This window comes from Gluconobacter oxydans (assembly GCF_006539685.1).
In the GTDB taxonomy this organism is placed as follows: Bacteria; Pseudomonadota; Alphaproteobacteria; order Acetobacterales; family Acetobacteraceae; genus Gluconobacter; species Gluconobacter oxydans.
In genome coordinates this window covers 19,140-44,491 of the sequence record NZ_BJNM01000007.1, presented here as the reverse complement: position 1 = coordinate 44,491, position 25,352 = coordinate 19,140, and the positions used below count along the sequence as shown (strand labels likewise).

The following is a 25,352-nucleotide window of genomic DNA, read 5'->3' as shown; positions in this document are numbered from 1 at the left end:
TAAAATCAGATGGCGGCTTCGGTAAAGAGCGGCTTCACGCTCTGGCCCCAGGCACCGTTATACAGGTCCAGCCAGTACTGGGCCTGATTCGGACCGCCATCCGCAATCAGATGCAGCGGATCGAGATACCCGGCCTCATTGCGCACACGCGCCCGCAGACCCTGCTCGGCCAGTTCAACCACGCGCTTGGCAAACGGTTTCAGACCACCCGGGAACGCGGCATCCAGCCCCAGACGCGGCACTTCGGCCCGAAGCTGCTGATACACGCTCCAGGGCTGCTCACGCACCAGCTTCTCGGCCGCTTCCAGCGTGGCGGGATCGTAAAGCAGACCGACCCACAGGGCCGACTGCGCCACCATCATTTCCAGCTTGCCCGCATCCGCGCCGCGCATTTCAAGAAACTGCTTGAGACGCACATCCGGGAACACCGTCGTCAGATGATCTTCGAAATCCCCGACTGTCGGCGTCAGGCCCTTCAGCGGTTCCTGCACATCGCCCGCCAGCCAGCGCCGGAAAGAGCAGCCGGCAACGTCGATGTTCTTTCCGTCCCGCGAGACGAAATACATCGGCACGTCCAGCGCCCAGTCCACATACTGCTCGAAACCGAACCCGTCCTCGAAGAACACCGAAGGCTGTCCCGAACGCTGGTTGTCCGTATCCGTCCAGATCCGTGCACGGTTGGACAGCAGGCCATTGGCCTTGCCCTCGACGAAAGGCGAGTTCGCAAACAGCGCAGTCGCCACGGGCTGAAGTGCCAGCGACACGCGCATCTTGCGCGCCATGTCGGCTTCATCGCTGAAATCAAGATTGACCTGAACCGTGCAGGTCCGCGTCATCATGTCGAGGCCGAGCGAACCGACTTTCGGCATGTAGTTGCGCATGATCGCATAGCGGCTCTTGGGCATCCACGGCATGGCATCGCGAGGCCAGAGCGGCTGAAAACCGAACGGCAGGAAGCCAAGCCCGAGTTCCGCAGCCGGACCACGCACCTGATCGAAATGCGCCTGCATTTCCGCTTCGGTTTCCTGAATCGAGACAACCGGCGCGCCCGAAAGCTCGAACTGCCCGGCCGGCTCAAGCGAGATCGCCCGTCCTGCCTGTGCGTTCTGGCCCTTCAGACCAATCAGGTTCTCACCGTCCATGATCGGCGCCCAGTCCGGTCCCTGAAGCTTCTCCAGCAGTGCTCCGATTCCGCGCGGCTCGTAAGGCGGCGGGGAGAGCGGTTCGCGTCCTTCAGCAGCATGAGGAAGAACAAAACCGAATTTTTCATGTTCGGTGCCGATCTTCCATTCCGATTGCGGTTTGCAACCACGCGCGATCGCCTCGACGAGCTGCGCCCGGCTTTCGATCGACGCAGTATTGGACGTGCCGGGATTGGACATGGCGTTTGGCCTCGGTCTGAATTCGTTGTTCGATAATGATTGAACTGTAGCAGGTTCGACGATTCTGTCACCCTCGGGCGGCATCCTCAGCCCTCGCCGCCAGACGGGACAGCCCCGCACACACGGCCGTCTCCGCCCGCAGCACCAGCGGCCCCAGGCTGAGTGCATGAACAGCAGCATGCCGCCGCAGAAGCTCCACTTCCGCCTCGGAAAAGCCCCCCTCCGGCCCGATCAGCAGGGCCGCGGCCTGCACCCCCGCATCCTCACCCGGACGGCGCTCAAGCGCGGCAAACAGCGGACGATCGTCCGGCCACCCCGCCAGCACCACCCGCAGCGACTCAGGCGGCAGGATCTCCGGAATATCCAGTCGTTCGCACTGCTCGGCCGCTTCGGTCGCAATGAGCGACAGCCGCTCCAGATTGAGCCGGTGCGTATTGGTCCGCTCCGTCACAACCGGCCGAAAGCGCGTCACACCCAGTTCGGTTCCCATACGGATGACAAGTTCCGTCGCATCCCGCTTGAGCGGGGCAAACAGCAGTTCCACACCGTCCGTCGGCGCCGGAGTCCGCTCGCAGCGATGCAGCAGAACACTTCCCTTGTCCTTTTTCAGGGACGCGATCTCTGCTGCCCACTCGCCGTCCCGCTCATTGAACACCCGGACAGCGCTGCCCACGCCCTGCCGCATGACATTGCCCAGATAATGCGCCTGCCCGGAAGGAAGCGGGATGGTCTGGCCTTCCACGAAGGCTGTTTCAGACGCAGGGACGTAAAGACGGGGGTCGGATCGGTTCATCCTTTTCCGATAGCGCGCCTCGCCCATTGACGGAAGCATGTCCGCGCAGCATCACATCTCCCATGAGCCAGACCCGCGCCCATACCGATATCCAGCTGACCGGCCGCATTGCGCGCCTGCCCGAGCCATGGCGCTCCTACGCCCTGCTCGCCCGTCTCGACCGCCCGGTCGGAACATGGCTCCTGTTCCTGCCCGGCGTGTGGGGCCTGTTCCTTGCACCCCATGCATCGCTTCAGACGCGCCTGATCGACACGGCCCTGTTCGCCTTCGGCTCGCTTGTCATGCGCTCGGCCGGCTGCGTCGTGAACGACATCTGGGACCGCGACATCGACGCCAAGGTCGCCCGCACTGCTGGCCGCCCGCTCGCCAGCGGCGCACTGTCCCTGAAACAGGGCCTGCTCCTCCTGGCCGTCCTGCTGTTGATCGGGCTGGGCGTGCTGGTCTGCCTGCCGCCCGTCTGCTGGGCGCTCGCCCCGCTCGCGCTCCTGCTGGTTGCTCTGTATCCGGCCGCCAAGCGCGTCACCTGGTGGCCACAGCTCGTCATGGGGTTCACCTTCGGATTCGGCGCGCCGATGGGATATGCCGCGGCCGCCGGCACACTGGATGGCAACGGCTTGCTGCTCTATGGCGCCGTCATTCTCTGGCAGCTCGGATTCGACACGATCTACGGCTTTCAGGACATGGACGACGACGCCCGCATCGGCGTCCGCTCCACGTCGCGTCTTATGGAAAAGAGCGCCCGCCCGTTCATCGCCACCTGCTACAGCCTCATGCTTCTGGCGCTGGCACTCGTCGCCATCCACGCGCATCTGCACTGGACTTTCTGGCCGTTCCTTGCCCTGGCGACCGCCCTGCTGCTCCAGCAGGCCCGCGCGCTGAACCCTTATGACGCTCCGGCCTGCCTTAAGGAGTTCCGCCGTAACGTGCCCATCGGATTCGTGCTGGCCGCAGGGTTTGTCGCCGCAAGACTTTTCGGATGAGCACGGCCCTGAGCGATCCCGCCGGTTTCATCCGCGACAACACTGCCATCGCACAGGCCACGCTCGTGCCGGAGATTTCCCTGCATCTGGCGACCGAAATCACCCCCATCTGGCAGGCCAGCGAAGTCTATCTCGAACAGATCGGCATCGAACCGCCCTTCTGGGCCTTCGCATGGCCCGGCAGCCAGCTCATCGCACGCTTCATTCTCGATAATCCCGGGCATGTCCGGGGGCGCCGTGTTCTGGATGTAGCCTGCGGATGCGGTCTCGCCGCCATTGCCGCGGCCCTGTCGGGTGCATCCGATGTACAGGCCAACGATATCGACCCCATGGCGCTGGAAGCCACGGCTCTGAATGCACGCCTCAACAGCGTGACCATCGCCCCCGTCGCCGGAGACCTGATCGGAACGATTCCCGATTGTGACCTGCTGGTGATCGGAGACGTCTGTTACAACGAGGCTATGGCGGCGCGGATCGTGCCCTGGCTGCTGGAATGTTCGAAAACCTGCGAAGTCTGGCTCTGCGATCCGGGCCGACACTATGCGCCGTCAATGCCGCTCGAAGTGCTGACCCGGCAGACCGTTCCCGTCACACAGGAGCTGGAAAGCGCGGACCAGCGCGCCACCACGCTCTTCAGGCTGCGAGATATTTCCGTCCCAGGCTGAGCGCGGATCCCGTCAGCGCCGCCATCATCGCCGCCCCCAGGCAGATGAAGGCCGGATGGGGAAAGACCGTAAACAGTCCAGCCACGAGCAGAGCCCCCGTTGTCTGCCCACCCAGCCGCGCAACGGAGAGCATGCCGCTCGCCCCGCCCTCACGGCCCGGAGGCGCGGTCACCATGATTGCGCGGTTATTGGGCGGCTGGAACAGCCCGAACCCGCATCCGGCAAACAGCGTCCGCCAGGCGATGGCCCAGTTGCCGGCATCCGTCGGCAGAAACCACAGCAGACAGAATCCGCTCGCCGTAATGAGCAGACCGATCGAGGACAGCACCGACGCCGGAAAACGATCCGCCAGACGGCTGACCACAAAGGACATCGTCGCCACCCCGACAGCCCAGGGCGCAATCAGAAGACCGATTGTCCCGGGCCCGCGGTGAAACGCGGTCGCCAGCGTGAACGGCATCGCCACGATATAAAGATTGGAGGCCACAAACCCCAGAAACCCGACCAGACAGGCCAGCAGGAACGGCCTGCGCGCCAGCAGATCAACCGGCACGATCGGCTCCAGCCTCTCGCGCTGATAATGCAGCAGCATGGCCCAGCACAGCACACCCGCAACCGTAACAGCCGCGCCGGACAGGAAATCGGCATGCATCAGCCCGTCGAGCCCCACACCGGTCAGCGCAAATGAAGCCACGGTCAGCAGGGAGCCGACCATATCGGTCGGAATATCGCTCCGTGGTGTCTGCGGCAGTGCGGCATGGGCCAGAGCCAGAGCCGCGAGGGCCAGCGGCAGATTGATCCAGAAAATCCACGGCCAGCTCGCAACGGACAGGATCAGCGACCCCAGGGACGGCCCAAGCGCCACGCCGAGGCCCACGAACAGCCCGTTCAAGGCAATCCCGCGCCCCAGTTCCTTATGCGGGTAGATGAAACGGACGAGCGCGATATTCACACTCATGATGCAGGCGCCGCCAACTCCCTGCAGCGCCCGCGCGAGCGTCAGCTCCAGCAGGTTCTGAGACAGCGCACAGGCGACGGACGCGATCAGGAACAGGAAAATCCCGAGCTGGCTCAGTCGCGCAAACCCGACGCGCGCGCCCAGCGAGGCCAGTGGCAGAAGGCATGACAGATTGGCCAGCTGATAAGCATTCACGACCCAGATGGCCCGTGAGGACGACGCATGCAGGTCCTGCGCAATCAGCGGCAGGGCCACATTGGCGATCGCATAATCCAGAACCGACAGAAGGAGCGCCAGAAGCACGGCCGACATCGCCTTGAGGCGCTGGGCTCCATAAAGCCCGGCATGGCGTTTAGCGTCGTACTCTTCTTGAGGACCGTCTTCCGTCGTCACCGTCATTCTCTCACCGCCCCAGATCACGCAGGCGCGTGCCTGCAAAAAGATTGGCTTCCAGCCTCTCGAGCGAGACGCCTTTCGTTTCGGGGACGAACAATACGGTCACAAGAATGAAAAGACCATTGAAGACGGCAAACATCAGGAACGTGGAGGAGGCTCCCATCATCGCCATGCCCAGCGGGAACATGTTGGAAATGGCCCAGTTCGCGGCCCAGTTGGTCACTGTGGAACAGCCGATCCCGAAATCCCGCCCCCGCGTCGGCTGCACTTCCGAGCACAGTGTCCAGACCAGCGGCCCTTCACCAATGGCAAAACCCGCCACGAACAGAAGAACGAATCCGCACAACAGAAGCTGCAGCCCGAAGCTCTGCGCACCGATGGCCAGCAATGTTCCCACCCCTGCCAGCGAAAATGCCGCGATACCGCAGCTGAGGATCAGCAAAGGACGCCGGCCCCACCGGTCGACGCAAGCAATCGCCACCCCGGTCAGCGCCATGTTCGTCAGGCCCACAAGCGTGGTGGCCCAGATGGACGCGTTCGTCCCGAAATGCGCTGCCTGAAAGACGCGCGGGGCATAATACAGAAGCGCGTTGATCCCCGAGAGCTGCTGCATGATCTGGAGCAGCATGCCCAGGAAGACCGTCCGGCGGAAATTGGGGTTGCTCCTGAAAAGCCCCAGACCCGCATCGCTGCTCTTCTGCAGACGTGACTGGATGTCGACCAGTTCCGCTTCGGCCACTTCCTCATCCGAGCGCAGGCTCTGCAGGACGCGCCGCGCACGCTCCTTTTCCCCGCGCATCATCAGCCAGCGCGGGCTGTGGGGCAGGATCAGGACGATTCCAAGAAAGAAACTGGCCGGCAATGCCATGACGCCGAGCATCCAGCGCCAGTGGCCGCCCGAAGCCAGCAGGCTGTCGGAAACGAATGCGAGGAAAATCCCCAGCGACACCATGAGCTGATAGAACGAAATCATGGCGCCACGGACGGACTCAACCGTGATTTCGGAAATATAGAGCGGGGCGGCAAAGGCGGCCACACCGACCGCGAGGCCAAGGAAAAGCCGTCCGACGATCATGATCGCAGGCCCCGGCGCCAGGGCGCAGAGCAGCGTTCCGAGCAGGAACAGGATCGCCGCCCCGAGCATGGCGCCCGTGCGGCCGAACCGGACCGAGATCCGCCCTGCAAACAGCGATCCGACCGTCGCCCCGGCCATCATCGACGAGACAATCCAGCCCTGAAGGGCATCGCCTGCATGGAAATCGGTTGCAATGAATGGAAGCGCACCGGCGACGACACCGGTATCAAGGCCGAACATCAGTCCAGCCAGAGCTGCCAGAATACCAAGGGTTGTCGCCCGTGCCGTGCTGCGGGGCTGTTGCGTGGACGGCCCCTCACTGGAAGACGAAGCAATCCCAACCATATCCGTAGTCACCTCCCTCGAAACACACCCTTCTTCAAGGGGACAGGACCGAACGTTCCGAAACCGGAAGCAGCCGGTCCTGTATTAATGATCGATCAGGGGTGTGGTCTATATCCAAACGAACAGAAAATCACTTTTCCGCGTAAGGATTTTTCGTTCCACGCAGTTGCAGACGCACCGGAACGCCCGGCATATGGAACGTTTCACGCAGTCCGTTGACGAGATAGCGCTTGTAGGAATCCGGAAGCTGCTCCGCCCGCGTGCCGAACAGCAGGAATGTCGGCGGACGTGCCTTCACCTGCGTCATGTAACGCAGCTTGAGACGACGGCCATCCACGAGCGGCGGCTGATGCCGCTCAAGCGCATCCTCGAACCAGCGGTTCAGTTCACCCGTGGAGACGCGCGAGTTCCAGATCTCGTAAACCTCCCGAACAGCCGGAAGGAGACGATGCACGCCCGCTCCCGTCAGCGCGGAGAACGTCACGACCGGAATGCCACGCACCTGGGCCAGCGAGATTTCCAAACGGTCCAGAATCGCCTTCTTGGTCGCGTTCCGGTCCTCGACCGCGTCCCACTTGTTCAGCGCGATGACGCAGGCCCGGCCCTCACGTTCGATCAGGCGGCCGATCTGGAGATCCTGCTCATGCACGCCAAGAGTCGCATCGATCACCAGCACGACCACTTCCGCCATTTTCAGGGCTTCGATGGAAGCCGAGACGGACATCTTTTCGAGATGCTGCTCAACGCGGGCACGCTTGCGCATCCCCGCCGTATCGACCAGCTGGATGGGGCCATGCTCGTCATGCAGTTCGACCGTAATGGAATCACGCGTCAGACCTGCTTCCGGCCCCGTGATCATCCGCTCTTCGCCCAGCAGGCAGTTCAGCAGCGTGGACTTGCCCGCATTCGGACGACCAATGATCGCCAGACGCAGCGGACCGGCCGGACGCTCGTCTTCCTCGCCTTCGGCCTTCGGAGCCTCACGACGACGGGATTTTTCCGCCGGCGGCAGACGCTCGGCAATCTCACCCATGAGATCGGCAATGCCTTCGCCATGCTCGGCAGACAGTGCCAGCGGCGTTCCCAGCCCGAGCGAATAGGCCTCAAGAGCCGCATTCGTCCCCGCCTGCCCTTCCGCCTTGTTGGCGATCAGCAGGACCGGACGGTTCTGACGGCGCAGCCAGCTCGCAAAATGCGCATCCGCAGGCGTAATGCCCGAGCGCGCATCAATGCAGAACAGCACCAGATCCGCCATCGCAACAGCAGACTCGGACGAAGCCCGCATCCGCCCGTACAGCGTATCCGGTGCGGCTTCCTCCAGCCCGGCCGTATCAATCAGCCGGACACGGCGGCCACGCAGAAGGGCCTCGCCCTCCTTGCGGTCGCGCGTGACGCCCGGCATGTCGGAGACGATCGCCTGACGGCGGCCGACAAGCCGGTTGAACAGAGTGGATTTCCCGACATTCGGACGCCCGGCAATAACAACAACGGGCAGGTTCTCAGAGGTCATTCGTTCAGCCATAGGCCCGCAGAACGGCGTCCTGGGACACGGTCAGCACATGACCGTCACAGACGATCGGCTGAACCTGACACGGGGCGGGGGTCTTACGGGTCAGTTCAAGTTTTCCGGTCACGGCATTCAGGACAGCCATGCCTTCTTTCGGAAAGGTGGAGAAGCAGATCAGCTTGCCGTTCACGAGAAGCGGACCCACCCAGGCAATCGCATCCTTTTCCACGTCAACGCGGATGAAGCGACGCAGCTGCGTGATCCAGCGCACATGCCCGGACAGACGATCCAGACAGGCGATCTGCTGATCCGTGGACAGGACATACATCCAGTCGCCACAGATCGCCATAGGACTCTGCCCACTGACCTCACGTTCCCACAGACGACGGCCCGAGCGCATGTCGATCGCCACCAGCACGCGGGACATGGACACGGCATAGGCCGTTCCGTCCATGATGACCGGAGCACCCCGGATGCAGGAGAAGTCGAGCATGGCGCCCATGCCGTTGGAACCGCCGAGACTGTCACTCCAGACCATCTCGCCCGACGCCGCACGCAGAGCCACCAGATCGCCGCTGCCAAAGCCCGCGAGAATGACGCCATCCACGAAAGCCGGGGCGGACTGTCCGAAAATCACCGTGTCGGATGCGGTCGCCTGATACGTCCAGACCTGATGGCCGGTATTGGCGTTCAGCGCGATCAGACGCTCGTCGATCGTTCCGAAGACCACGAGGCCTTCCGCGATCGTGGGCGCGGAACGGCCCGGCGTTCCGGTGCTGACGCACCATTTCACCTTGCCCGTCAGAGCTTCAACGGCCAGGGCCTGAGCCACACCATCCACAATGTAGAGCGTGTCCCCATCGAGGGCGAGGCCGCCGCCAATATTGGTCGAGCGGCTTCTGGCCGTGGCCGGCTGACGCGTCCAGACATGACGGCGTTCCGGCCAGGTCCAGGCCTTCACCACGCCCTGCGCATCCGTCGTGTAGATATGACCGTTGCCGATGACCGGCGGTGACTGGATGGCGCCACGGTTGGTCGGCATGATCGCGATCGTCGCCAGAAAGCTGGACGGATCTGTCGGCGCGCCGACCGAATGGCTCCAGGCCAGATCCGGACCATTCCATGCCGCATTCACGGCGACATGGGACGGACGCCCCCCTTCCTGCAGCCATTCCCGCACCGGCTGGACCGGGCCGAGGCTGATCGGCGTATGATCGTCATGATCGACCGTCAGCCCGGCGCCCGTAGACAGGACGTCCACGCGATGTCCGGCCAGAGGCGGCTTCTTGTCGTCCTCGAACAGGCTGCACCCGCCCAGAACGGCCAGAGCACTGCCCGAGCAGGCCGTCCGCAGAAGACCTCGGCGCCCCATAGAGCGGTTCACGGAAAGGGAAGATCGGGAAAGAACAGGACGGCGCATCAACCGGCGTCTCCAAATGTCTCGAGCAGGGCCTGCGCACGCGCACGCACCCCTTCGGTCGCGTTTTCACTGCCAACGATCTGCGTCAGGATGCGCCGGGCTTCCTTCTGCTGGTCCGCCGTCGCACCGGGGCGCAGGTCAAGCGCGGCAAGACCTTCCTGAGCCAGAGGAGCCCAGGCACCACCGCCCTGCGCCAGAGCTTCATAGCCCGGGCGGAGCGTCTTCGGATCGGCCGTCGCAGTCCGGGCATTCAGGCTCATGTAGCGCGCCATATCCCGGAGGGCCGGATCGGCAGCGTTATCATCCGCCACCCCCTGCCACGTCTTCAGCGCAGCGTCCGTCTGATGGGCCTGGCTCTGCAGATCGGCCAGACGCAGCGCGGCATAGGAGCGCACGCCCACCGGACCATGCTCCGCCAGATCCTGGAAGGTCGCGGTGGCCTTCTGGGTGGCCGCTGCGTCATGCTTGGGATCGGACAGCGCCGTCATGGCGGTAAAGTACCGTGCCGATGCCGCCTGCTGTGCTGCATGGCGCGCGTGACTGTTCCAGCCCCACACGCCACCACCGATGGCTCCAATCACGGCCACGACGCCCACCACGGCGCCAATGCGCCGTGCCATGGCCCGCAACCGCTGCGCCTGCATTTCTTCGTTCACCTGCGTGATGAAATCGTCTGCCACCTGGTCCCCTGCTGGATCGGTCTTCAAACTGTTTGCGCGACCATACAGGCGCCGCACCGTCGCGGCAAACGCTTCACACATCCGAAGGCTGGCTGAAGCAGTCTGTGACTGTGAAAAACGGTATCACGGCAGAAAATCCGGCCGACATTCAGACTTCCTTAACCGCACCGGAAGCATCCTGACGGCCATGAAAAAGCCCGTCCCGCTCCTGCTGCTTCCCCTGGTGTTCTGCGCGCTTGAAGGCTGCGCGCCGGATCGCATCGCCTCCGCCGTCACGGGGAAGGACTGCAACACGGCCTATCTGTACGATGACGAAAGTTTCTGTGCCCGGCCGGCCGGGCCGCCTCCGCCGCAGCCCTACTGCACCACGAGCTTCGAGGGCACGACCTGCTGGGCGCGCCCCGATCTCATGCCCAATGTCGCCCGCCAGACCTATGGCGGGCCGACATCCCTGACTCCGGCCCAGAATCAGGAACGCATGGGGCAGTAAGAATCGCGGCGGCCTTTGCAGAGCGTCAGTGATGGCCCAGTTTGCGGCTGGCAGCGGCCAGATTGGCGGACAGCGTCTGGAAGGACGCCGCGATATGGGACTGAACAGCAGCACTGCCCGCATGGACATGCGAAATCCGCGCACTTGCTTCCTGGCTGATGGCCGTCTCTTCCCGGTTGGCCTGGGCCGCGACACACGCATTGTAAACGCGGGCCGCTTTTTCATAAGCCGTCACGCGATCCACGCTCTCATTATACTGCGCGACCGTCGCAGCCTTGACCACAGGCGCCTGTGGCTCGGCACCACATTTTGAAGCGGTCCATGCCGCCTCGGCCGCACTGGCCGAACCGGAGCCAGCGATCCCTGCAACCACCAGACCAAACAGCGCCGCCTTACGGATGGCGACAACGCAACGTCTCATACAGCTCCCTTTCCTGTTCGAAGCGTTGCGCGCCCTACGCCCAGATCAAGGCGCAAATTTGGCAGGCTGCCCAGTCGGGCCACCGGAGACTTCATTGTCCTGCATCACGACCGTTCCACGAACGATCGTCGCCATGGGCCAACCCGTCACACGCGTTCCGTCAAACGGCGTCCAGCCCGCCGGCGTGACGATCCAGTCATTGGTGATCTCGCGCTCGGCCTTCATGTCCACGAGCGTGAAATCGGCATCGAATCCAACGGCCATGCGCCCCTTCGTCTGCAACCCGTAAACCCGTGCCGGCCCTGCCGCCATCAGATCCACCAGACGCGCCAGCGACAGACGCCCCGCATTCACATGATCGAGCATGACCGGCACGATCGTCTGCGTCCCCGTCAGACCCGCCGGGCATTTCGGCCAGGGCAGCTTTTTGGCCTCAAGCGGATGCGGCGCATGATCGGACGAAACCACGTCCACCCGGCCATCCCGCACGGCCCGCCAGCTTGCTTCCCAGTGCGACCGATCGCGCAGCGGCGGGTTCATGACGGCCAGACCACCAAGCTTTTCGTAACATTCCGGCGCCACCTGCGTGAGATGGTTCACCAGAACCTCGACGGTGGAAATGTCGCGGTAATCCGCCAGATAATCCAGTTCCTCAGCCGTCGAGACATGCAGGATATGTGCCGGACGGTTGGTCTTGCGCGCCAGAGCCATGATGCGGCGCGTGCCAAGGAACGCACATTCCACATCCCGCCAGACGCTGTGTGTTTCGTAAGGCTGGCCTTCATGGAACATCGGCTTGCGGGCCTGAAGACGATATTCGTCCTCCGAATGATAGGCCACGCGACGATGCCCCGAGCGCATGACTGCTTCGAGCCCCGCATCGTCCTCGATCATCAGATTGCCCGTCGAAGACCCGGCAAACACCTTCACCGCACACACACCCGGCTGCTGCTCAAGCGTGGCCAGATCCGGTGTATTCTCCCGCGTCGCGCCGACATAGATGCCGACATCCACATGCGCCGTCTTGCGGATATGATCGCGCTTCCAGTCGATCATCGTCACATCCGTCACACTCGGGGACGTGTTGGGCATGTCGAAAACCGTCGCAATACCGCCCAGCGCCGCCGCCCGCGTCCCGGTCTCAAGCGTCTCGACCTCGGGCTTGCCGGGATCGCGCAGGTGAACATGCGCATCAATCAGCCCGGGCAGAACATGCAGACCGCGCGCATCAATCACCCGGTCCGCTTCATCCGCCGATCCGACAGACAGCGACGCCACCTTCCCGTTGCGTACGCCGATATCTGCTTCCGCCTCACCCCAGGGAAAAACGCAGATTCCGCCGCGGATAATCAGATCGTAATGCATGTTCCGTCCTTGCAAATCAGTAAGACACTCATGAAGCGCGTGCGAGAGTTTCGAACGTATCCCCGTCCACGGGAACCCCTTCGATATGATGACGATGCCACAGCGCGAAAAACAGCAGCGTCCAGGCCTGACGCGCCACACCGCGCTGACTGGCCCGGGCGAAAAGACGCTCCACGTCGGCTGCGGGCATCATGGCCCGGATGCAGGGCTGACGCGCGACCAGTGGTCCCAGACGGTGCGCCTGCTTCTCGATCCACGGGCCGACCGGCACGGTAAAGCCCTGTTTCGGCGCAAATGGACGTGCCTGTGGCAGGGCATCCTGAAGCCAGCGCCGCAGCAGCCACTTGCCGTAACCATCCCGGACCTTGAAGTGCTCCGGCAGCGGCCAGATCGCCTTGGCCACCACCGGATCGAGCAGCGGCGTACGTCCTTCGACCGAATGCGCCATCAGGCACCGATCCAGTTTGAGCAATAGATCATTGGGGAGCCATTCCGCGATATCCAGCGCCTGCGCACCTTCCAGCCCCGAAACCCCGAGGGCCAGTTCCGTCATGGCAATCCCGCGCCGCCACTGCCGCCCATGCTCTGCAAAACGCTTGCCGAATGTCCCCGACCGGTAAGGCGCACGACCACCCTTCCACCAGGGCTTCATGACGCGCCGATAGCGGCCATAGCCTGCAAAAAGCTCGTCCCCGCCTTCGCCACTAAGAATAACTGTGACGTCCTTTCGCGCTTCACGCGCCAGAAACCATGTGGGGATGACGGCATAATCAGCGGCAGGATCATCCATACACGCCACGATGGACGGCAGATCACGCCAGACCATGTCTTCCGTCACGGTCAGAACATGATGCTCGGCCCCGACAGATGCCGCCAATGCTGCGGCATCAGCAGACTCATCCGCTTTTCCCGCATCGAAACGCGCCGTCCAGGTCCGCGGATGCGGCAGTCCCAGACGATGCGCCGCCGCCAGAATAACCGAACTGTCGATCCCGCCGGACAGAAACAGCCCGAGCGGCACATCCGCCCGCAGATGCGCCGACACACTGTCGAGCAGCGCCGTGTCCAGCCGCGCCAGCGCCTGCTCGTCGCTCAGACGGGCCGGAACCGTATCCCGCGCTTCATGCAGAACATGCCGCCGCCGCGATTCCACGATTCGCCCATCCACGATCCGGAGTGTCTCACCGGGCAGAAGCCGTCGGATGCCGTCGAAAATGATGTCCTGCCCCGTCGTGAACTGAAGCTGCATCAGCTCATTGCGCGCCCCGTCCCGAACACTGCGCCTGCCAAACCCTCCTGCCAGCAGCGCCTGCGGCTCGGACGCAAACGCGATGCCGCCTTCATAGGCCGCGATATAGAGTGGCTTGATGCCAAACGGATCACGCGACAGCACCATCTCATGCCGCCCATGCTCGTTCTCAACGATCGCAATGGCATACATGCCCCGCAGTTCATGTGTGTACCCCGCACCATCATGCAGCCAGAGATGCAATGGTGGTTCGCAGTCGCTATGGGTCTGAAAACAGGTTTTGGGAAAGCGCCTGCGAATGGCCGGATCGTTATAGATTTCCCCGTTCGCAATCAGGGCCGCCGCCCCAAGCCTGAACGGCTGCGCCCCCCCTGCGATATCAACGATGGAGAGCCGACGGTGACGCAACGCCGCACCGCCCAGATCCAGCCGCCCTTCCCCATCCGGCCCGCGATGGAAAATGGCCTGAGACATGCGCTCCAGCGCGTCCTGATCCGGATGATGCCCAGGCAGACAGGAAAGACCTGCAATTCCACACATCAGGCCCGCACTCCGTCCAGAAAAGCCGACCATCGCGCCATGACAACGCCTTGGGCAAACTCCCGCTCGAACCGCGCCCGCCCATTGATGGAAAGAGTCTGCGCCACAGTCTCATCGTCCAAAACGCTCCCGATCTGCGCCGCAAGATCGCGCTCATTCTCGACCTCGGCCAGCAGACCGTCCTGCGTCCCTTCGAGGATTTCCTTCGGCCCCTGAATATTGCTCGCCACAACCGGCACCCCGGCTGACAATGCCTCGATCACGACATTGCCCAGAGGCTCGATCCGCGACGGACAGACCAGAACATCACACGCCCGCAACCAGGGCCCGCTCTGCGCGATCCAGCCGGGAAGATGCACCCGATCCGCAACATTTTCCGCCTTCGCCAGCGCCTCAAGCGCTCCACGCTCCGCCCCCTCGCCCGCAATCACCAGATGCACGCCCGGCAGATGCTTCATCGCCCCGATCAGCACATCGAAGGCCTTGTTTTCATGCAGCCGCCCCAGAGCAAGGGCAAACGGCACATCCGGCGGCAGAAACGCGGGCCGCTGTGGTGTTACGGACGAAAAATCCGTCGCAAAATTGGGCAGATGATGCACACGATCGGCGGCCCAGCCCTGCGCCCGCATCCAGTCCGCCAGACCGCGCGTATTACCGATCAGGTGATCGCAGCGGCGATAATTCGACAGATCATAATATCCGCCCAGACGCCCGGCGATCTGCCACGGCCCTGACGGCACCAGCCGCGCCGCCCGGCTCATCCACGCAACGACAACATCCGGCCTGAACGCTTTGAGACTGCGCCGCAGCCCCGGCGTGGTCCGCAGATCCAGCAGCCCGCCAAACCGGAAAGACTGGGTCTCAACACCCGCTTCCTCAAGCCGTGCGATCCGGCCTTCATCCCGCCGGATCAGCGCCTGAACGGGTCGCCCGTCCCGCATCTGGGCCATTGTCAGACGCTCGAAGAACAGCTCCGCGCCGCCCCTGGGAGCCCCAGCCATCACATGGGCCACACGACCCCGGTATCCATTGGACGATGCAGACTTCATCTTTCTTCTATCGGCCATGACCGACAGGGCATCAAGTCAGTCCGAGCGCCTGTCCGGAACACACACGTCTTTTTCACGCAGGATTTCTTTCGCGACCTTCAGCACAGCAGCAACACCCAGCCCATCGATGGGGGCATGGCCCTCCGGCCCCGGCGCCTCCACGAACCGCGCGAGCCGTCCGGCCGGTGCATATTCCGAGGCCCGCGACGGCCCGAACAGACCCAGCGTCGGCGTCCCTGCGGCAGCGGCCAGATGCATCAGCCCGGAATCATTGCCCACGAACAGAACACAACGCTGAAGAAGTGCAGCCACCTCACCCAGCGATTTGTCTCCGCCAAGGTCCAGAGCCTCCGGCAGCGCCTTCAGTACCGGCTCTGCCCGTGCGCGTTCCCCCTCACCGGGGCCATAGAACACGACGGCACGCAGATTTTCCGCCCTCAGCGCCTGCGCCAATTCCACAAACCGCTCGGGTGGCCAGATTTTCCCGTCCCAGTTCGCCGTCGGCCCCAGTGCCAGCCAGCGTCCCTCAGGCAAGGCTGCAACAGCCTCCACCCGCTGCTTTTCCGAAATCCAGACACGCGGCATGGGCGTCCTACGATATCCAAGTGCTTCTCCAAGCTGCTCGACCCGCCGCCCCGGACGACGCCCGCCGCGCACAATGATCCGACGGCGCGCCCGCAATGTCAGTCCGATCAGCGAACCGCGCAGATCCACGACCATGAACCAGCGCGTCCGGCAGCAGGCGCGCCACAGGTCAATCCAGTGCCGGTCATGCCGGCGCTTTTCCATGATGATGATGCGCTCGCAACGCGGATCAGCCTCGAACAGCCCCGCCGCTACAGGCCCACAGACCACCGTGAACATCGCCGCCGGATAACGCTTCTGCAACGCATCCAGCACCCCCGTTGAAATAACCGCATCGCCCAGACGGTTGGACGTAATGAACAGAATCCGCATCATTCGCGAAGCCAGACCGCATCCTTGATGGTGCTGACGAACGCCTCATGTGCCTGAAGTTCTTCCGCAGTCGGAGGTGCCATTTTCCGCGGCTTGCGGTTGGCGAGCGCATTGATCCCCTCCGTCATGCTGCGGCTGCGGGATGGCCCCGCCAAGCCCAGTCCGCGCTGACGGCCACCCATCAATTCCACATAGACTTCAGCCAGAAGCTTGCAGTCCAGCAGCGCGTTATGGGTGCCACGCTGCGACAAATCGATGCCGAAGCGTCGGCATAGTGCATCGAGGCTTGCAGGAAGGCCCGGATATTTTTTCCGCGCCATTTCCACCGTGTCGATGGCCCGGCTGGCATAATCGAGCGGCTCGCGACCGCAGGCCTTCAGCTCGGCATTGACGAACTTGAAATCGAAGCGGGCATTATGCGCGATCATCGGACTGTCCCCGATGAACTCCAGAAACCCGTCCGCCACCTCGGAAAATATCGGCTTTCCTTCCAGATCCTCGATCCGGAACCCGTGCACCTTGGTCGCCTCGGCCGGAATGTCGCGCTCGGGATGGATCAGGACGTGATAGGCCTCACCCGTCGGCAGATCGTCGATCAGTTCGAGAGCCGCGATCTCGATGATGCGGTCACCCATATCCGGGTCAAAGCCCGTGGTTTCCGTATCGAACAGAATGGATCGTTTCATGACGCCTCACGAAGCCGGTGCAACAGGGCATGGACCTGCCTGACGGCCTGCCCACGCGACAGGCCGGTTCGTATCACGATGTCGGCCCGGCGTCTGCGCTCATGGTCGCTCATCTGGCGTGCCAGCAATCCTTTGGCATCCGCCAGGCTCATGCGTCCCCCACTGCGACCGCGCTGCCGGATGCGAGCCAGACGCGTCCCCATCGGAGCTTCAGCCACCATCACCACATCGCAGCGGCGGTCTTCGCCGATTTCCATCAGCAGCGGAATATCCAGCACGCAGAACGGTTCATGTCGCGCCCGGCACTGCTTCAGAAACCGCTCACGCTCGACGCGCACCAGCGGATGCATGATGGCTTCCAGACGCTGCAGCGCTTCAGGCCGTCCGCGCACCGCCTCACGCAGCGCTGCACGATCCAGACGGCTAGCAACGACGGTTCCGGGAAATGCCTGCCCGATCAGCGGCAAAGCTTTCCCCCGTTCACCCTGAAGCGCCCGGACACACGCATCCGCATCAAAAACCGGCACACCTTCCCGACGAAAAAGTGCGGCGACCGTACTTTTCCCGGCCGCCATCCCCCCGGTCAGACCAATGATCTTCACGCGTCAGTGCGCAGGCTCGCCGCCAGCAGATCGAATGTCGTCCGGTCGGCCTGCGGATCAACGCCGAACCATGCCCGAAACCCGGCCCGCGCCTGATGAACCAGCATCCCCAGACCATCCACGGTCCGCAGTCCCCGTGCCTGGGCGGCCAGCAGAAGCGGCGTCTCGCGCGGCGTGTAGACAATATCCGTCACGCACAGGCCCGGCGCGGCCTCACGAAGAGCCGCATCCCAGTCCAGACCAGCCTTGCCGCCCATGCCCATCGACGTGGCATTCACCAGAAGCGAACAACCCGATAGCAGTGACGGCCACTCATACCAGGCAACAGCCTCACCGCCACCGAGTGCCTCAACCAGTGCTTCCGCCCGTTCCAGGGTCCGGTTGGCAATCACGACCTCGCAGCCCCGGTCCAGAAGCGCCGCCGCCACGGCGCGCGCCGCACCACCCGCCCCGAGAACCATGGCCCGACCGGCAATCGCCACGTCATGTGCACTCAGATTATCGCAGAACCCCGTACCATCCGTGCAGTCACCGATGATCCGTCCAGCCACGAAGCAAATCGTGTTTACCGCGCCGGCCCGCTTAGCCGTTGGGGTGAGTTCATCACAGGCCAGCATCGCCGCTTCCTTGTGTGGGATGGTGACATTCACGCCCTGAAACCCGGCCGCTGCCAGACCACGCAGGGCCTGATCAAAGCCGTGGGGGTGGGTCGGCAGCGGCACATAAGCCCCGTTCACGCCATTCACCCGGCACCAGTGATTATGCATCAGCGGAGAGCGCGAATGCTCCACCGGCCAACCCATGACGCCTGCGAGTTTCGTGTGACCGTCAATCATGCGCCCGGCCCCTCTACCAACTTCTCCCAGACCTTCGGCAGCAGCGCGGCCAGACGCCGGGCCCAGTCCCGCTGTCCAGTCTTTTCGGCAATCAGGTCCTGCCGGATCTCGATTTCCAGATAAGGCAGCCCCGCCGCTTCCGCATGCCGTGGCACCGTGTAGTCGGACGTATCCGTCAGAACGTAAGGTTCATTGTCGCCCACACACAGCGCCGCATCCTCGCGCAGCAGGTCCAGCGCAATCGAGGCCATGCGGCTGTCCTGATTGTGAAGGATGCCGATCTGCCAGGGGCGGTCCTTGCCGTTCATCTGCGGCGTAAAACTGTGCAGCGCGATCAGCGCCGTCGGGCGCGGCCCGCGCTCAACCAGCACCTCGGCAATCGTATCGTGATACGGATGCAGGATTTCCCGCTCCCGCTTCGCCCGGCACGTTTCCTGCGCGGCCTGGTTGGCCGGAACCGGCGTCCCGTCGCTCACAAGCGGCATGGACGTCGGATGGCCCGGCGCGCGGTTACAGTCGATCACGAGACGGGAATAAACCTGTTCGATCAGCGCCGACCCCAGCAGTTCGTGCAGGACACGCCCTACCCCCACGATGCCGATATCCCAGGCGATGTGCCGCTGCCAGTCCTCGGTCTGCACCCCCATATCCCCCAGCGCATCCGGAACCGCCCGCCCCGCGTGGTCGCTGACGAACACGAACGGCGACGGCGTCTTTTCAGGAAAAAGAAGGAAAGGCGCCGGATCACTGGCGCCGAGAAGGGGAGCAGACATCAGGACTTCACACTCTTACTATCCAGCCAATGCCCGCACAGTATGCCTCACGGCGTCCGCAGACCAGTCCATGTTCCCGATGGACTCCGCGACGACCTCGCCTTTGCCGTTCAGGATCAGCGAACGCGGCACACCATGCAGGGACATGACATCCGGCGTCAGTTCTTTCAGATCAGCGGGACGTACCTGCCGGATGGACTGTACCAGAGCCGCCTGGTCCGCCGTCTCCATCATCACGCCCGACACCGGATCAACCAGCACCGGCAACGTGTCGATCCCGTGGCTGTCATAGAACGCCCGAACCTTCGGAATGGTACTGCCACGCACCGCAACGGCCACGATCTGTGGGCCATCCGCATCCAGAGCCTTGGCCGTCGCATTCACCGAAGGCAGTTCGCGGATGCAGGGCGGGCACCAGGTTGCCCAGAAATGCAGGATGAACGGATTGCCGTACCAGTGCGACAGCGGCACGTCCTGCCCCTGCTCATTCTGCACGCTCAGCGGCGGCAGAACTTTCGGCGTTGCGAGCTTTCCAAAGGAATTCGGCTCGAAAGGCAGTCCCTTGCCAGCCTCTTCCTTTGCAGCCGTTGCCGCAATGGCCCGCCCCGAAACCAGCAGGGCACCGGCCCCTCCCAGAAGATGACGACGTGTCAGGGGAAAAGTCATGTTGGAAATCCGTTCTTTCATTGCAGCAGGTCTGTCACATCGGGGCTCAGGCACTCGTCGCGGCAAGAACCCGGCGCAGCGCGGCAGGCGCACCGGGAGCCGCCCAGTCCAGCGATCCCGCCGCCGTTGCGCGAATGCACCCTGCATTATCAATCAGGAATGTTACGGGGATGGCAAGCGCCCTGTTCCCGCACCACGTCTTCAGATCCCCCCCGGCCACCGCCCAGACGGGCAGCCCGGCTACATCATTGCGCTCCAGAAATGCATGGATCTCTTCCGGCGATCCGCTTGAAACTGCCATGGGAACAACCGGACAGTCCGGCCCCCATGCCTTCATAAAAGCCGCCAGCCCCGGCAGTTCATGACGGCACGGCGAACACCACGTGGCCCAGACATGCAGCAGGAAAGGCGCCCCCCGGCGCGAGGCCAGCGCAGAACGCGCACCTCCCAGACCGGCGAGCCCGAACCCGACAGGCCCGGAAACCGCTTTTCCCGGCGTCAGATCAGAAATGGGCATCCCAGGCCGCACCACTGTTCCAGCCAGTCTCGCCGCCCCGTATCCCGCCGCCGCAGCCAGTCCAACCGTCCCCAGAAGAATGCTGCGCCGACCAGGCAGACCAGCCCTCACGCCGGTTTGGAGGCCTGAAGATCCGACAGGATCTTTTCCAGAGACGCCCGGCTCTCCGGGGCAGCCCACGCCATTTCCCCTTCGACACTGGCCCGCATCCGCCCCTGCGCATCAATCACGCAGGTCATGGGCAGGCTTGGCTCACCGGATGTGAACCATTGGGAAAACTCATGCTGCCCCAGCGTCCAGGGCGCGATATGCGGCAGATTGCCCTGCGCCAGAAAGACCATGACTTTCGGCATTGGGCTGGCAACGGCCACCGGGATCACGGGCACGGTCGAGCCTGTTTTCTCGATGAACGTATTGAGCGCCGGCAGTTCCAGTCTGCAGGGCGGGCACCAGGTCGCCCACAGATGCAGCACAAAAGGCCGCCCCCTCATCGTGGACAGGGAAAGTGCCGTCCCCCCGGGGCCCACAAGCTGGAAGTTCACGGGCTCCAGCCTGGGCGCGCCGGGCTTGAGCGACGGCAGCATCGGCTGCACACCATCTGCCGCCCGGGCAGAATTCCCCAGCCCGCAATTGCAGAGGGAAGCCGCCGCAGCTAGGCTGGCGGCTCCTCCAAGAAGGGTTCGCCGGTCGATCTGCTTCCGAATCATCTGTTTACGGTTCCCATGAAAAACGCTCCTGTCGACACACAATCAGATGCCGCTACATCCTTTGAAGGCACAGCCGCCAATCCGCAATGGGGTGGCCGCTTTGCCTCGGGTCCGGCCGCCATCATGGGCGAGATCAACGCCTCCATCGGATTTGACAAGATCCTGTGGCGACAGGACATCCGCGGCTCCCTCGCCCATGCCGCCATGCTCCAGAAAGTCGGCCTGCTGACCGAGACCGAACTGGCCGAAATCCGTCAGGGCCTGGGTGACATTGCACAGGAAATCGGCGAAGGCCGCTTCGAGTTCTCCCCGGCTCTCGAAGACATTCACATGAACATCGAGGCCCGCCTGTCCGAGCGGATCGGCGAGGCCGGCAAGCGCCTGCACACGGCGCGTTCGCGCAACGATCAGGTCGCCACCGATTTCCGCCTCTGGGTCCGCGATGCCATCGACGGCCTTCAGGAGCAGACCGCCTCCCTGATGCGCTCCCTCGCCACCCGTGCGCTGGAACATGCCGCAACGCCAATGCCGGGCTTTACCCACCTCCAGGTCGCCCAGCCGGTCACGTTCGGCCACCATCTTCTGGCCTATGTCGAGATGCTGTCGCGGGACCGCGGCCGCCTGCGTGATGCCCGTGCCCGTCTGAACGAATGTCCGCTCGGCTCGGCCGCCCTCGCCGGGACGTCCTTCCCGATCGATCGCCGCATGACAGCCGCAGCGCTGGATTTCGACCGCCCGACCGCCAATTCCCTCGATGCCGTCTCGGACCGTGACTTCGCGCTCGAATTCCTCTCCGCCCTGTCGCTCCAGGCCATGCACCTGTCGCGTCTGGCCGAGGAAATCGTGATGTGGGCCTCCGCCCCCTTCGGCTTCATCACGCTGTCGGACGCCTTCACGACCGGCTCGTCCATCATGCCGCAAAAGCGCAACCCGGATGCCGCCGAACTCGTCCGCGCCAAGATCGGCCGCATCATGGGCGATTTCGTGGGCCTGCTGACGGTCATGAAGGGCCTGCCCCTCGCCTATGCCAAGGACACGCAGGAAGACAAGGAACCCGTCTTCGACGCCACCGAAGCCATGACGCTCTCGCTGGCCGCCATGGACGGCATGATCCGGGACCTGAAAGCCAATACCACCCGGATGCGCGCAGTCGCAGGCATGGGCTTCTCCACCGCCACGGACCTCGCCGACTGGCTGGTCCGTGAACTGCGCGTTCCCTTCCGCACCGCCCATCACGTCACCGGCCGTCTGGTCGGAATGGCCGAGCAGAAAGGCTGCGATCTGGCCGATCTGTCACTGGAAGAGATGCAATCCGTCGAACCGCAGATCAACGCCGGTGTTTTCGATGTCCTGACCGTCGAGGCTTCTCTGGCGTCCCGCACCAGCGAAGGCGGCACGGCGCCGGCCAATGTGAAGAATCAGGCCGAATCCTGGCTCGCCAAACTCGGAGAAACCGCATGAAAAAACTGCTGCTCGTCAGCATGGCAGTCATGGCCCTCGGCCTGACCGCCTGCGGCAAGAAAGGCGCCCCGCACGCCCCGGGCCCGTCGCAGGACGTCACCTATCCTGGCACTTATCCGCCGGAATAAGCTCCTGTCGGCAGGCTCGCCTCCAGAGCCTGCCGCACCAGCGGGTGCTCCAGCACCTGCTCAGCCGTCCAGCCCGCCTGCCGCAGAACACGCACACCTTCCGCGCCATCCCGCTTGGACAGCTTGTGTCCGTCCCCATCCAGAATGAGCGCATGATGCGCATAAGCCGGTTCCGGCCAGCCCATCAGGTCCTGCAACACACGCTGGACTGACGTCGCCTCATACAGATCCCGTCCCCGCGTCACGGTCGTCACGCCCTCAAGCGCATCGTCATGCGTGACACACAGATGATACGACACACCCGTATCCCGCCGCGCCAGAACGATATCACCGAACGCCTCAGCCTTCCCGGCAACGCGCCCGTGCCCGACCTCATGCCATCCTGGCACCTCCTGCAACACATCCAGCGCCCGCCCCATATCGAGCCGCCAGACCGGATCACGCCCCTGCCCTTCCCGTGCCGCACCGTGTCGACAGGTCCCCGGATAAACAAGGCTTCCGTCCGGCGCGACCTGCGTCGCAGCCCCGGCAATCTCCCGTCGCGTGCAGAAACACGGATACAAAAGCCCCCGCTCCCGCAGATTGTCCAACACGGCATGATACTCAGGCAAATGTCTCGACTGCTCCCGAACCGGCCCATCTGATGCCAGTCCAAGCCAGTCCAGATCTTCACGCAACGCCTGTGTCAGCTCCGGCGTACAGCGCGTCGTATCAATATCCTCGATACGAAACAGAAACTTTCCAGCCTCTCCAGCCATGATCCGCGAATACAGCCCCGAGACCACATGCCCCAGATGCAGAAATCCCGTGGGACTCGGCGCAAATCGTGTCGTGGCGGGAGGCGTCATGAATGTGTCACCAGCGTTTGCTTGCGGTCTACGCAGTTTACTGGAATAGTTTTCTCAAAGAAGCCGACGACACGTGTTTTCCCGCTGTTTGTCCCGTTTTCATTCGGCGCCGTAATCCCCGCATGTGTCGTCCTTGAAGAAAGGATGCGTGTGGTGTCCGTCAGCGGTCAGCATTTTCCGGCTCTTGTCCTGAACGCGGATTTCCGTCCGCTGTCCTATTTCCCGCTCTCGCTCTGGTCCTGGCAGGAAGCCGTCAAGGCCGTCTTCCTCGACCGCGTCTCGGTCCTCTCCGAATATGAAGACGCCGTTGTCCACTCCCCCAGCCAGAGCATGCGTCTGCCCAGCGTCATCGCGCTGAAGGACTATATTCCAACAGCCCGCAAACCGGCCTTCACCCGTTTCAACGTTTTCCTGCGGGACAATTTCTCGTGTCAGTACTGCCATGACCGATTGCCCACGCATGAACTGACCTTCGATCACGTCATTCCACGCGCCCGTGGCGGCCGCACAACCTGGGAAAACGTCGTCACCGCCTGCAGCCCCTGCAACCTGCTGAAGGGCTCAAAACTGCCAAGCGAACTGGGGATGCACCCGCATCGCAAACCCGTTCAGCCCAGCAGTCGCCTCCTTCAGGAAAACGGCCGGACCTTCCCGCCGCACTATCTTCACGAAAGCTGGCGCGATTATCTGTACTGGAATACCGAACTCGAAACCTGAGCACACGTTCAGTCAGTCCAACTTCTGCAAGGATGGACTTCCATGCGTACTGGACTTCTGCTGACGACACTGGCCCTCGGCCTGTCGGTAACGGCCCTGCCCGCTTCCGCGGAAACGCTGCATCTTTTCGGCCCGTTCAAGGGCGAACATGGTGCAACCGCCCCCATCAAGGGCTCGGCATCCGCAATGCTGGATACCACGAAAAACACCCTGACCTACCGTTTCGAAGATAACGGCCTCTCCGGTCCCGTAACGGCAGCCCATCTGCATGGCCCGGCCCCGGACGGTCAGGACGCCGGCGTCCTCGCCCCGATCAACGGCCCCTACACGACCCGCATGACCGGCACGCTCCAGCTCACACCCGATCAGGTCAAGGAAGTCCAGGCCGGGCAGACCTACATCAACCTGCACACCGAGAAATACCCGGACGGCGAAGCCCGCGCCCAGCTTACAACCGACCTGACGGGTCACAAACATCACATGGAATAAGCGCCTCTCCCCCATGAAAAAGGCCTGCCCCACAAGGGACAGGCCTTTTTTCGTAGCGCCACAGATGGTTTTACTGAGCCGCTGAATCGGCTTTGCTGTCCGGAGCCTTGGCGGAACTGCCCGGATCAAGCTCATGAGCCGTCTTCTTCGTCCACGCGCCCGTAGCATGAACGGCCTCTTTGGTGCCGTTCTTAGTCGCCTTCCAGCCCTTTTCGCCTTCCTTGCCAGTCCAGTGCGCAGCGTCGGAAACACCGCTCTTCGTGGCATTCCAACCCTTGACGCTCTCCGTTTTCGTCCAGTCGGCGGCATTGGACGTCCCATGACGAACCGCAGCCCAGGACTGACGCACACTCCGGCAGAGGTCAGTCTCACAGGGCTTCTCGGCGGTTCCGGCCGCCATGGCCGTCGGCGCCAGACCTGCTGGCATCAGAGCCAGACCAACAAGAAACAGCGACGATGAAAAAGCAGGAAACCGGATCGACATCGGGAGACTCCCTAAGTTTCAAAGAATGTCACACTGTCATTCCTCGAAGAACCGGACAAGCCCGACAGAAAAAGGTCCGGACTTGAACAGGTAAGGCACCATCCCCAAAACCAGAAAGGGCGCCTCCAGAAAAGAACACGACCAAGCTGAAAATGCCTTCACCTGC

General features: G+C 63.2%; 28 protein-coding genes. 7 read left to right on the top strand and 21 right to left on the bottom strand.

The window, feature by feature from the left end; all coding sequences use genetic code 11:
- Nucleotides 1–5 precede the first annotated feature (5 nt).
- Together GOX01_RS04650 and GOX01_RS04645 are read right to left on the bottom strand one after the other, a co-directional pair.
- Nucleotides 6–1,382, bottom strand: a complete 1,377-nt coding sequence (locus GOX01_RS04650; protein ID WP_024716769.1) for a glutamate--cysteine ligase — start codon at nucleotides 1,380–1,382, stop codon at nucleotides 6–8.
- Between the two features lie 67 nt (nucleotides 1,383–1,449).
- A complete protein-coding gene (locus GOX01_RS04645; RefSeq protein WP_011253489.1) occupies nucleotides 1,450–2,202 on the bottom strand; it encodes a 16S rRNA (uracil(1498)-N(3))-methyltransferase in 753 nt (250 codons plus the stop codon).
- A gap of 35 nt (nucleotides 2,203–2,237) precedes the next feature.
- On the opposite strand from GOX01_RS04645, the gene ubiA reads away from it, so the two are divergent.
- A complete protein-coding gene (gene ubiA / locus GOX01_RS04640; protein WP_011253488.1) occupies nucleotides 2,238–3,155 on the top strand; it encodes a 4-hydroxybenzoate octaprenyltransferase in 918 nt (305 codons plus the stop codon).
- Complete coding sequence (locus tag GOX01_RS04635; RefSeq protein ID WP_011253487.1) at nucleotides 3,152–3,820, top strand: class I SAM-dependent methyltransferase; 669 nt, start codon at nucleotides 3,152–3,154, stop codon at nucleotides 3,818–3,820. The genes ubiA and GOX01_RS04635 overlap by 4 nt, the downstream gene beginning before the upstream one ends.
- Here GOX01_RS04635 and GOX01_RS04630 read toward each other — a convergent pair.
- The 5 genes from GOX01_RS04630 to GOX01_RS04610 all read right to left on the bottom strand — a co-directional run bounded on the left by GOX01_RS04630 (nucleotide 3,789) and on the right by GOX01_RS04610 (nucleotide 10,201).
- On the bottom strand, nucleotides 3,789–5,177 hold the full coding sequence (locus GOX01_RS04630; protein ID WP_024716768.1) for an MFS transporter: 1,389 nt from the start codon (nucleotides 5,175–5,177) through the stop codon (nucleotides 3,789–3,791). The two genes, GOX01_RS04635 and GOX01_RS04630, sit on opposite strands and share 32 nt — an antisense overlap.
- A gap of 4 nt (nucleotides 5,178–5,181) precedes the next feature.
- Nucleotides 5,182–6,594, bottom strand: coding sequence for a sugar porter family MFS transporter (locus GOX01_RS04625; RefSeq protein WP_011253484.1), 1,413 nt, complete (start codon nucleotides 6,592–6,594; stop codon nucleotides 5,182–5,184).
- A 130-nt stretch (nucleotides 6,595–6,724) separates the two neighbouring features.
- Complete coding sequence (gene der, locus GOX01_RS04620) at nucleotides 6,725–8,104, bottom strand: ribosome biogenesis GTPase Der (protein WP_034953656.1); 1,380 nt, start codon at nucleotides 8,102–8,104, stop codon at nucleotides 6,725–6,727.
- 4 nt (nucleotides 8,105–8,108) lie between these two features.
- Nucleotides 8,109–9,521 (bottom strand): PQQ-binding-like beta-propeller repeat protein, encoded by a 1,413-nt coding sequence (locus GOX01_RS04615; protein WP_011253482.1) that lies wholly within the window; start codon nucleotides 9,519–9,521, stop codon nucleotides 8,109–8,111.
- A complete protein-coding gene (locus GOX01_RS04610) occupies nucleotides 9,521–10,201 on the bottom strand; it encodes a tetratricopeptide repeat protein (RefSeq protein WP_231100601.1) in 681 nt (226 codons plus the stop codon). The genes GOX01_RS04615 and GOX01_RS04610 overlap by 1 nt, the downstream gene beginning before the upstream one ends.
- 187 nt (nucleotides 10,202–10,388) lie before the next feature.
- Here GOX01_RS04610 and GOX01_RS04605 point away from each other — a divergent pair, with 187 nt between their 5' ends.
- Nucleotides 10,389–10,691 (top strand): hypothetical protein, encoded by a 303-nt coding sequence (locus tag GOX01_RS04605; protein ID WP_024716766.1) that lies wholly within the window; start codon nucleotides 10,389–10,391, stop codon nucleotides 10,689–10,691.
- Nucleotides 10,692–10,716: 25 nt separating this feature from the next.
- Here GOX01_RS04605 and GOX01_RS04600 read toward each other — a convergent pair whose 3' ends face one another.
- The 12 genes from GOX01_RS04600 to GOX01_RS04545 all read right to left on the bottom strand — a co-directional run bounded on the left by GOX01_RS04600 (nucleotide 10,717) and on the right by GOX01_RS04545 (nucleotide 21,059).
- Complete coding sequence (locus GOX01_RS04600; protein ID WP_011253479.1) at nucleotides 10,717–11,112, bottom strand: hypothetical protein; 396 nt, start codon at nucleotides 11,110–11,112, stop codon at nucleotides 10,717–10,719.
- A gap of 45 nt (nucleotides 11,113–11,157) precedes the next feature.
- Nucleotides 11,158–12,477, bottom strand: a complete 1,320-nt coding sequence (locus tag GOX01_RS04595; protein WP_011253478.1) for a dihydroorotase — start codon at nucleotides 12,475–12,477, stop codon at nucleotides 11,158–11,160.
- 28 nt (nucleotides 12,478–12,505) lie between these two features.
- On the bottom strand, nucleotides 12,506–14,266 hold the full coding sequence (gene asnB, locus GOX01_RS04590) for an asparagine synthase (glutamine-hydrolyzing) (protein ID WP_011253477.1): 1,761 nt from the start codon (nucleotides 14,264–14,266) through the stop codon (nucleotides 12,506–12,508).
- A complete protein-coding gene (locus tag GOX01_RS04585) occupies nucleotides 14,266–15,315 on the bottom strand; it encodes a glycosyltransferase (protein ID WP_024716764.1) in 1,050 nt (349 codons plus the stop codon). The genes asnB and GOX01_RS04585 overlap by 1 nt, the downstream gene beginning before the upstream one ends.
- Nucleotides 15,316–15,351: 36 nt before the next feature.
- A complete protein-coding gene (locus GOX01_RS04580; RefSeq protein ID WP_024716763.1) occupies nucleotides 15,352–16,272 on the bottom strand; it encodes a glycosyltransferase family 9 protein in 921 nt (306 codons plus the stop codon).
- Nucleotides 16,272–16,958, bottom strand: a complete 687-nt coding sequence (gene dnaQ, locus GOX01_RS04575; protein ID WP_011253474.1) for a DNA polymerase III subunit epsilon — start codon at nucleotides 16,956–16,958, stop codon at nucleotides 16,272–16,274. The genes GOX01_RS04580 and dnaQ overlap by 1 nt, the downstream gene beginning before the upstream one ends.
- Complete coding sequence (gene coaE / locus GOX01_RS04570) at nucleotides 16,955–17,560, bottom strand: dephospho-CoA kinase (protein ID WP_011253473.1); 606 nt, start codon at nucleotides 17,558–17,560, stop codon at nucleotides 16,955–16,957. Before coaE ends, dnaQ begins: the two co-directional genes overlap by 4 nt.
- The gene (locus GOX01_RS04565; RefSeq protein WP_011253472.1) at nucleotides 17,557–18,396 is read right to left on the bottom strand and encodes a shikimate dehydrogenase; all 840 of its coding nucleotides are present in this window, start codon (nucleotides 18,394–18,396) and stop codon (nucleotides 17,557–17,559) included. The genes coaE and GOX01_RS04565 overlap by 4 nt, the downstream gene beginning before the upstream one ends.
- Nucleotides 18,393–19,169 (bottom strand): N-formylglutamate amidohydrolase, encoded by a 777-nt coding sequence (locus tag GOX01_RS04560; protein WP_011253471.1) that lies wholly within the window; start codon nucleotides 19,167–19,169, stop codon nucleotides 18,393–18,395. The genes GOX01_RS04565 and GOX01_RS04560 overlap by 4 nt, the downstream gene beginning before the upstream one ends.
- A gap of 18 nt (nucleotides 19,170–19,187) precedes the next feature.
- The gene (locus tag GOX01_RS04555) at nucleotides 19,188–19,835 is read right to left on the bottom strand and encodes a TlpA disulfide reductase family protein (protein ID WP_062269796.1); all 648 of its coding nucleotides are present in this window, start codon (nucleotides 19,833–19,835) and stop codon (nucleotides 19,188–19,190) included.
- A 46-nt stretch (nucleotides 19,836–19,881) separates the two neighbouring features.
- The gene (locus GOX01_RS04550; RefSeq protein ID WP_062269780.1) at nucleotides 19,882–20,352 is read right to left on the bottom strand and encodes a TlpA disulfide reductase family protein; all 471 of its coding nucleotides are present in this window, start codon (nucleotides 20,350–20,352) and stop codon (nucleotides 19,882–19,884) included.
- A gap of 107 nt (nucleotides 20,353–20,459) precedes the next feature.
- Nucleotides 20,460–21,059, bottom strand: a complete 600-nt coding sequence (locus GOX01_RS04545; protein ID WP_011253469.1) for a TlpA disulfide reductase family protein — start codon at nucleotides 21,057–21,059, stop codon at nucleotides 20,460–20,462.
- 15 nt (nucleotides 21,060–21,074) lie between these two features.
- Between GOX01_RS04545 and argH the strand changes: the two genes are divergently transcribed.
- Nucleotides 21,075–22,520, top strand: a complete 1,446-nt coding sequence (gene argH / locus GOX01_RS04540; protein ID WP_062269782.1) for an argininosuccinate lyase — start codon at nucleotides 21,075–21,077, stop codon at nucleotides 22,518–22,520.
- Entirely contained in the window at nucleotides 22,517–22,648 is a 132-nt protein-coding gene (locus tag GOX01_RS13125; protein WP_228119200.1) for a lipoprotein, read from the top strand. The genes argH and GOX01_RS13125 overlap by 4 nt, the downstream gene beginning before the upstream one ends.
- Here GOX01_RS13125 and gluQRS read toward each other — a convergent pair.
- Nucleotides 22,633–23,496: a tRNA glutamyl-Q(34) synthetase GluQRS gene (gene gluQRS / locus GOX01_RS04535; protein ID WP_011253467.1), complete on the bottom strand. Its 864-nt coding sequence runs from the start codon at nucleotides 23,494–23,496 to the stop codon at nucleotides 22,633–22,635. The genes GOX01_RS13125 and gluQRS overlap by 16 nt on opposite strands.
- 144 nt (nucleotides 23,497–23,640) lie before the next feature.
- Between gluQRS and GOX01_RS04530 the strand changes: the two genes are divergently transcribed.
- The gene (locus tag GOX01_RS04530; protein ID WP_034953612.1) at nucleotides 23,641–24,213 is read left to right on the top strand and encodes an HNH endonuclease; all 573 of its coding nucleotides are present in this window, start codon (nucleotides 23,641–23,643) and stop codon (nucleotides 24,211–24,213) included.
- A gap of 42 nt (nucleotides 24,214–24,255) precedes the next feature.
- Nucleotides 24,256–24,702, top strand: a complete 447-nt coding sequence (locus GOX01_RS04525; protein ID WP_041112172.1) for a CHRD domain-containing protein — start codon at nucleotides 24,256–24,258, stop codon at nucleotides 24,700–24,702.
- Between the two features lie 70 nt (nucleotides 24,703–24,772).
- Here the strand turns inward: GOX01_RS04525 and GOX01_RS04520 are convergent, their stop codons facing one another.
- On the bottom strand, nucleotides 24,773–25,186 hold the full coding sequence (locus tag GOX01_RS04520) for a hypothetical protein (protein WP_011253464.1): 414 nt from the start codon (nucleotides 25,184–25,186) through the stop codon (nucleotides 24,773–24,775).
- Nucleotides 25,187–25,352: the final 166 nt, after the last annotated feature.

Coding starts and splice junctions, on each gene's coding strand:
- GOX01_RS04550 (WP_062269780.1), bottom strand. CDS start 20,352: ATGCCCATTTCTGATCTGACGCCGGGAAAAGCGGTTTCCGGGCCTGTC.
- GOX01_RS04635 (WP_011253487.1), top strand. CDS start 3,152: ATGAGCACGGCCCTGAGCGATCCCGCCGGTTTCATCCGCGACAACACT.
- GOX01_RS04565 (WP_011253472.1), bottom strand. CDS start 18,396: ATGATTGACGGTCACACGAAACTCGCAGGCGTCATGGGTTGGCCGGTG.
- GOX01_RS04600 (WP_011253479.1), bottom strand. CDS start 11,112: ATGAGACGTTGCGTTGTCGCCATCCGTAAGGCGGCGCTGTTTGGTCTG.
- ubiA (WP_011253488.1), top strand. CDS start 2,238: ATGAGCCAGACCCGCGCCCATACCGATATCCAGCTGACCGGCCGCATT.
- der (WP_034953656.1), bottom strand. CDS start 8,104: ATGACCTCTGAGAACCTGCCCGTTGTTGTTATTGCCGGGCGTCCGAAT.
- GOX01_RS04525 (WP_041112172.1), top strand. CDS start 24,256: ATGCGTACTGGACTTCTGCTGACGACACTGGCCCTCGGCCTGTCGGTA.
- GOX01_RS04520 (WP_011253464.1), bottom strand. CDS start 25,186: ATGTCGATCCGGTTTCCTGCTTTTTCATCGTCGCTGTTTCTTGTTGGT.
- GOX01_RS04560 (WP_011253471.1), bottom strand. CDS start 19,169: ATGTCTGCTCCCCTTCTCGGCGCCAGTGATCCGGCGCCTTTCCTTCTT.
- GOX01_RS04585 (WP_024716764.1), bottom strand. CDS start 15,315: ATGAAGTCTGCATCGTCCAATGGATACCGGGGTCGTGTGGCCCATGTG.
- gluQRS (WP_011253467.1), bottom strand. CDS start 23,496: ATGACGCCTCCCGCCACGACACGATTTGCGCCGAGTCCCACGGGATTT.
- GOX01_RS04605 (WP_024716766.1), top strand. CDS start 10,389: ATGAAAAAGCCCGTCCCGCTCCTGCTGCTTCCCCTGGTGTTCTGCGCG.
- GOX01_RS04530 (WP_034953612.1), top strand. CDS start 23,641: ATGCGTGTGGTGTCCGTCAGCGGTCAGCATTTTCCGGCTCTTGTCCTG.
- argH (WP_062269782.1), top strand. CDS start 21,075: ATGAAAAACGCTCCTGTCGACACACAATCAGATGCCGCTACATCCTTT.
- GOX01_RS04650 (WP_024716769.1), bottom strand. CDS start 1,382: ATGTCCAATCCCGGCACGTCCAATACTGCGTCGATCGAAAGCCGGGCG.
- GOX01_RS04615 (WP_011253482.1), bottom strand. CDS start 9,521: ATGCGCCGTCCTGTTCTTTCCCGATCTTCCCTTTCCGTGAACCGCTCT.
- dnaQ (WP_011253474.1), bottom strand. CDS start 16,958: ATGAAACGATCCATTCTGTTCGATACGGAAACCACGGGCTTTGACCCG.
- GOX01_RS04630 (WP_024716768.1), bottom strand. CDS start 5,177: ATGACGGTGACGACGGAAGACGGTCCTCAAGAAGAGTACGACGCTAAA.
- GOX01_RS13125 (WP_228119200.1), top strand. CDS start 22,517: ATGAAAAAACTGCTGCTCGTCAGCATGGCAGTCATGGCCCTCGGCCTG.
- GOX01_RS04625 (WP_011253484.1), bottom strand. CDS start 6,594: ATGGTTGGGATTGCTTCGTCTTCCAGTGAGGGGCCGTCCACGCAACAG.
- GOX01_RS04555 (WP_062269796.1), bottom strand. CDS start 19,835: ATGACTTTTCCCCTGACACGTCGTCATCTTCTGGGAGGGGCCGGTGCC.
- GOX01_RS04595 (WP_011253478.1), bottom strand. CDS start 12,477: ATGCATTACGATCTGATTATCCGCGGCGGAATCTGCGTTTTTCCCTGG.
- asnB (WP_011253477.1), bottom strand. CDS start 14,266: ATGTGTGGAATTGCAGGTCTTTCCTGTCTGCCTGGGCATCATCCGGAT.
- GOX01_RS04645 (WP_011253489.1), bottom strand. CDS start 2,202: ATGGGCGAGGCGCGCTATCGGAAAAGGATGAACCGATCCGACCCCCGT.
- GOX01_RS04580 (WP_024716763.1), bottom strand. CDS start 16,272: ATGCGGATTCTGTTCATTACGTCCAACCGTCTGGGCGATGCGGTTATT.
- GOX01_RS04545 (WP_011253469.1), bottom strand. CDS start 21,059: ATGATTCGGAAGCAGATCGACCGGCGAACCCTTCTTGGAGGAGCCGCC.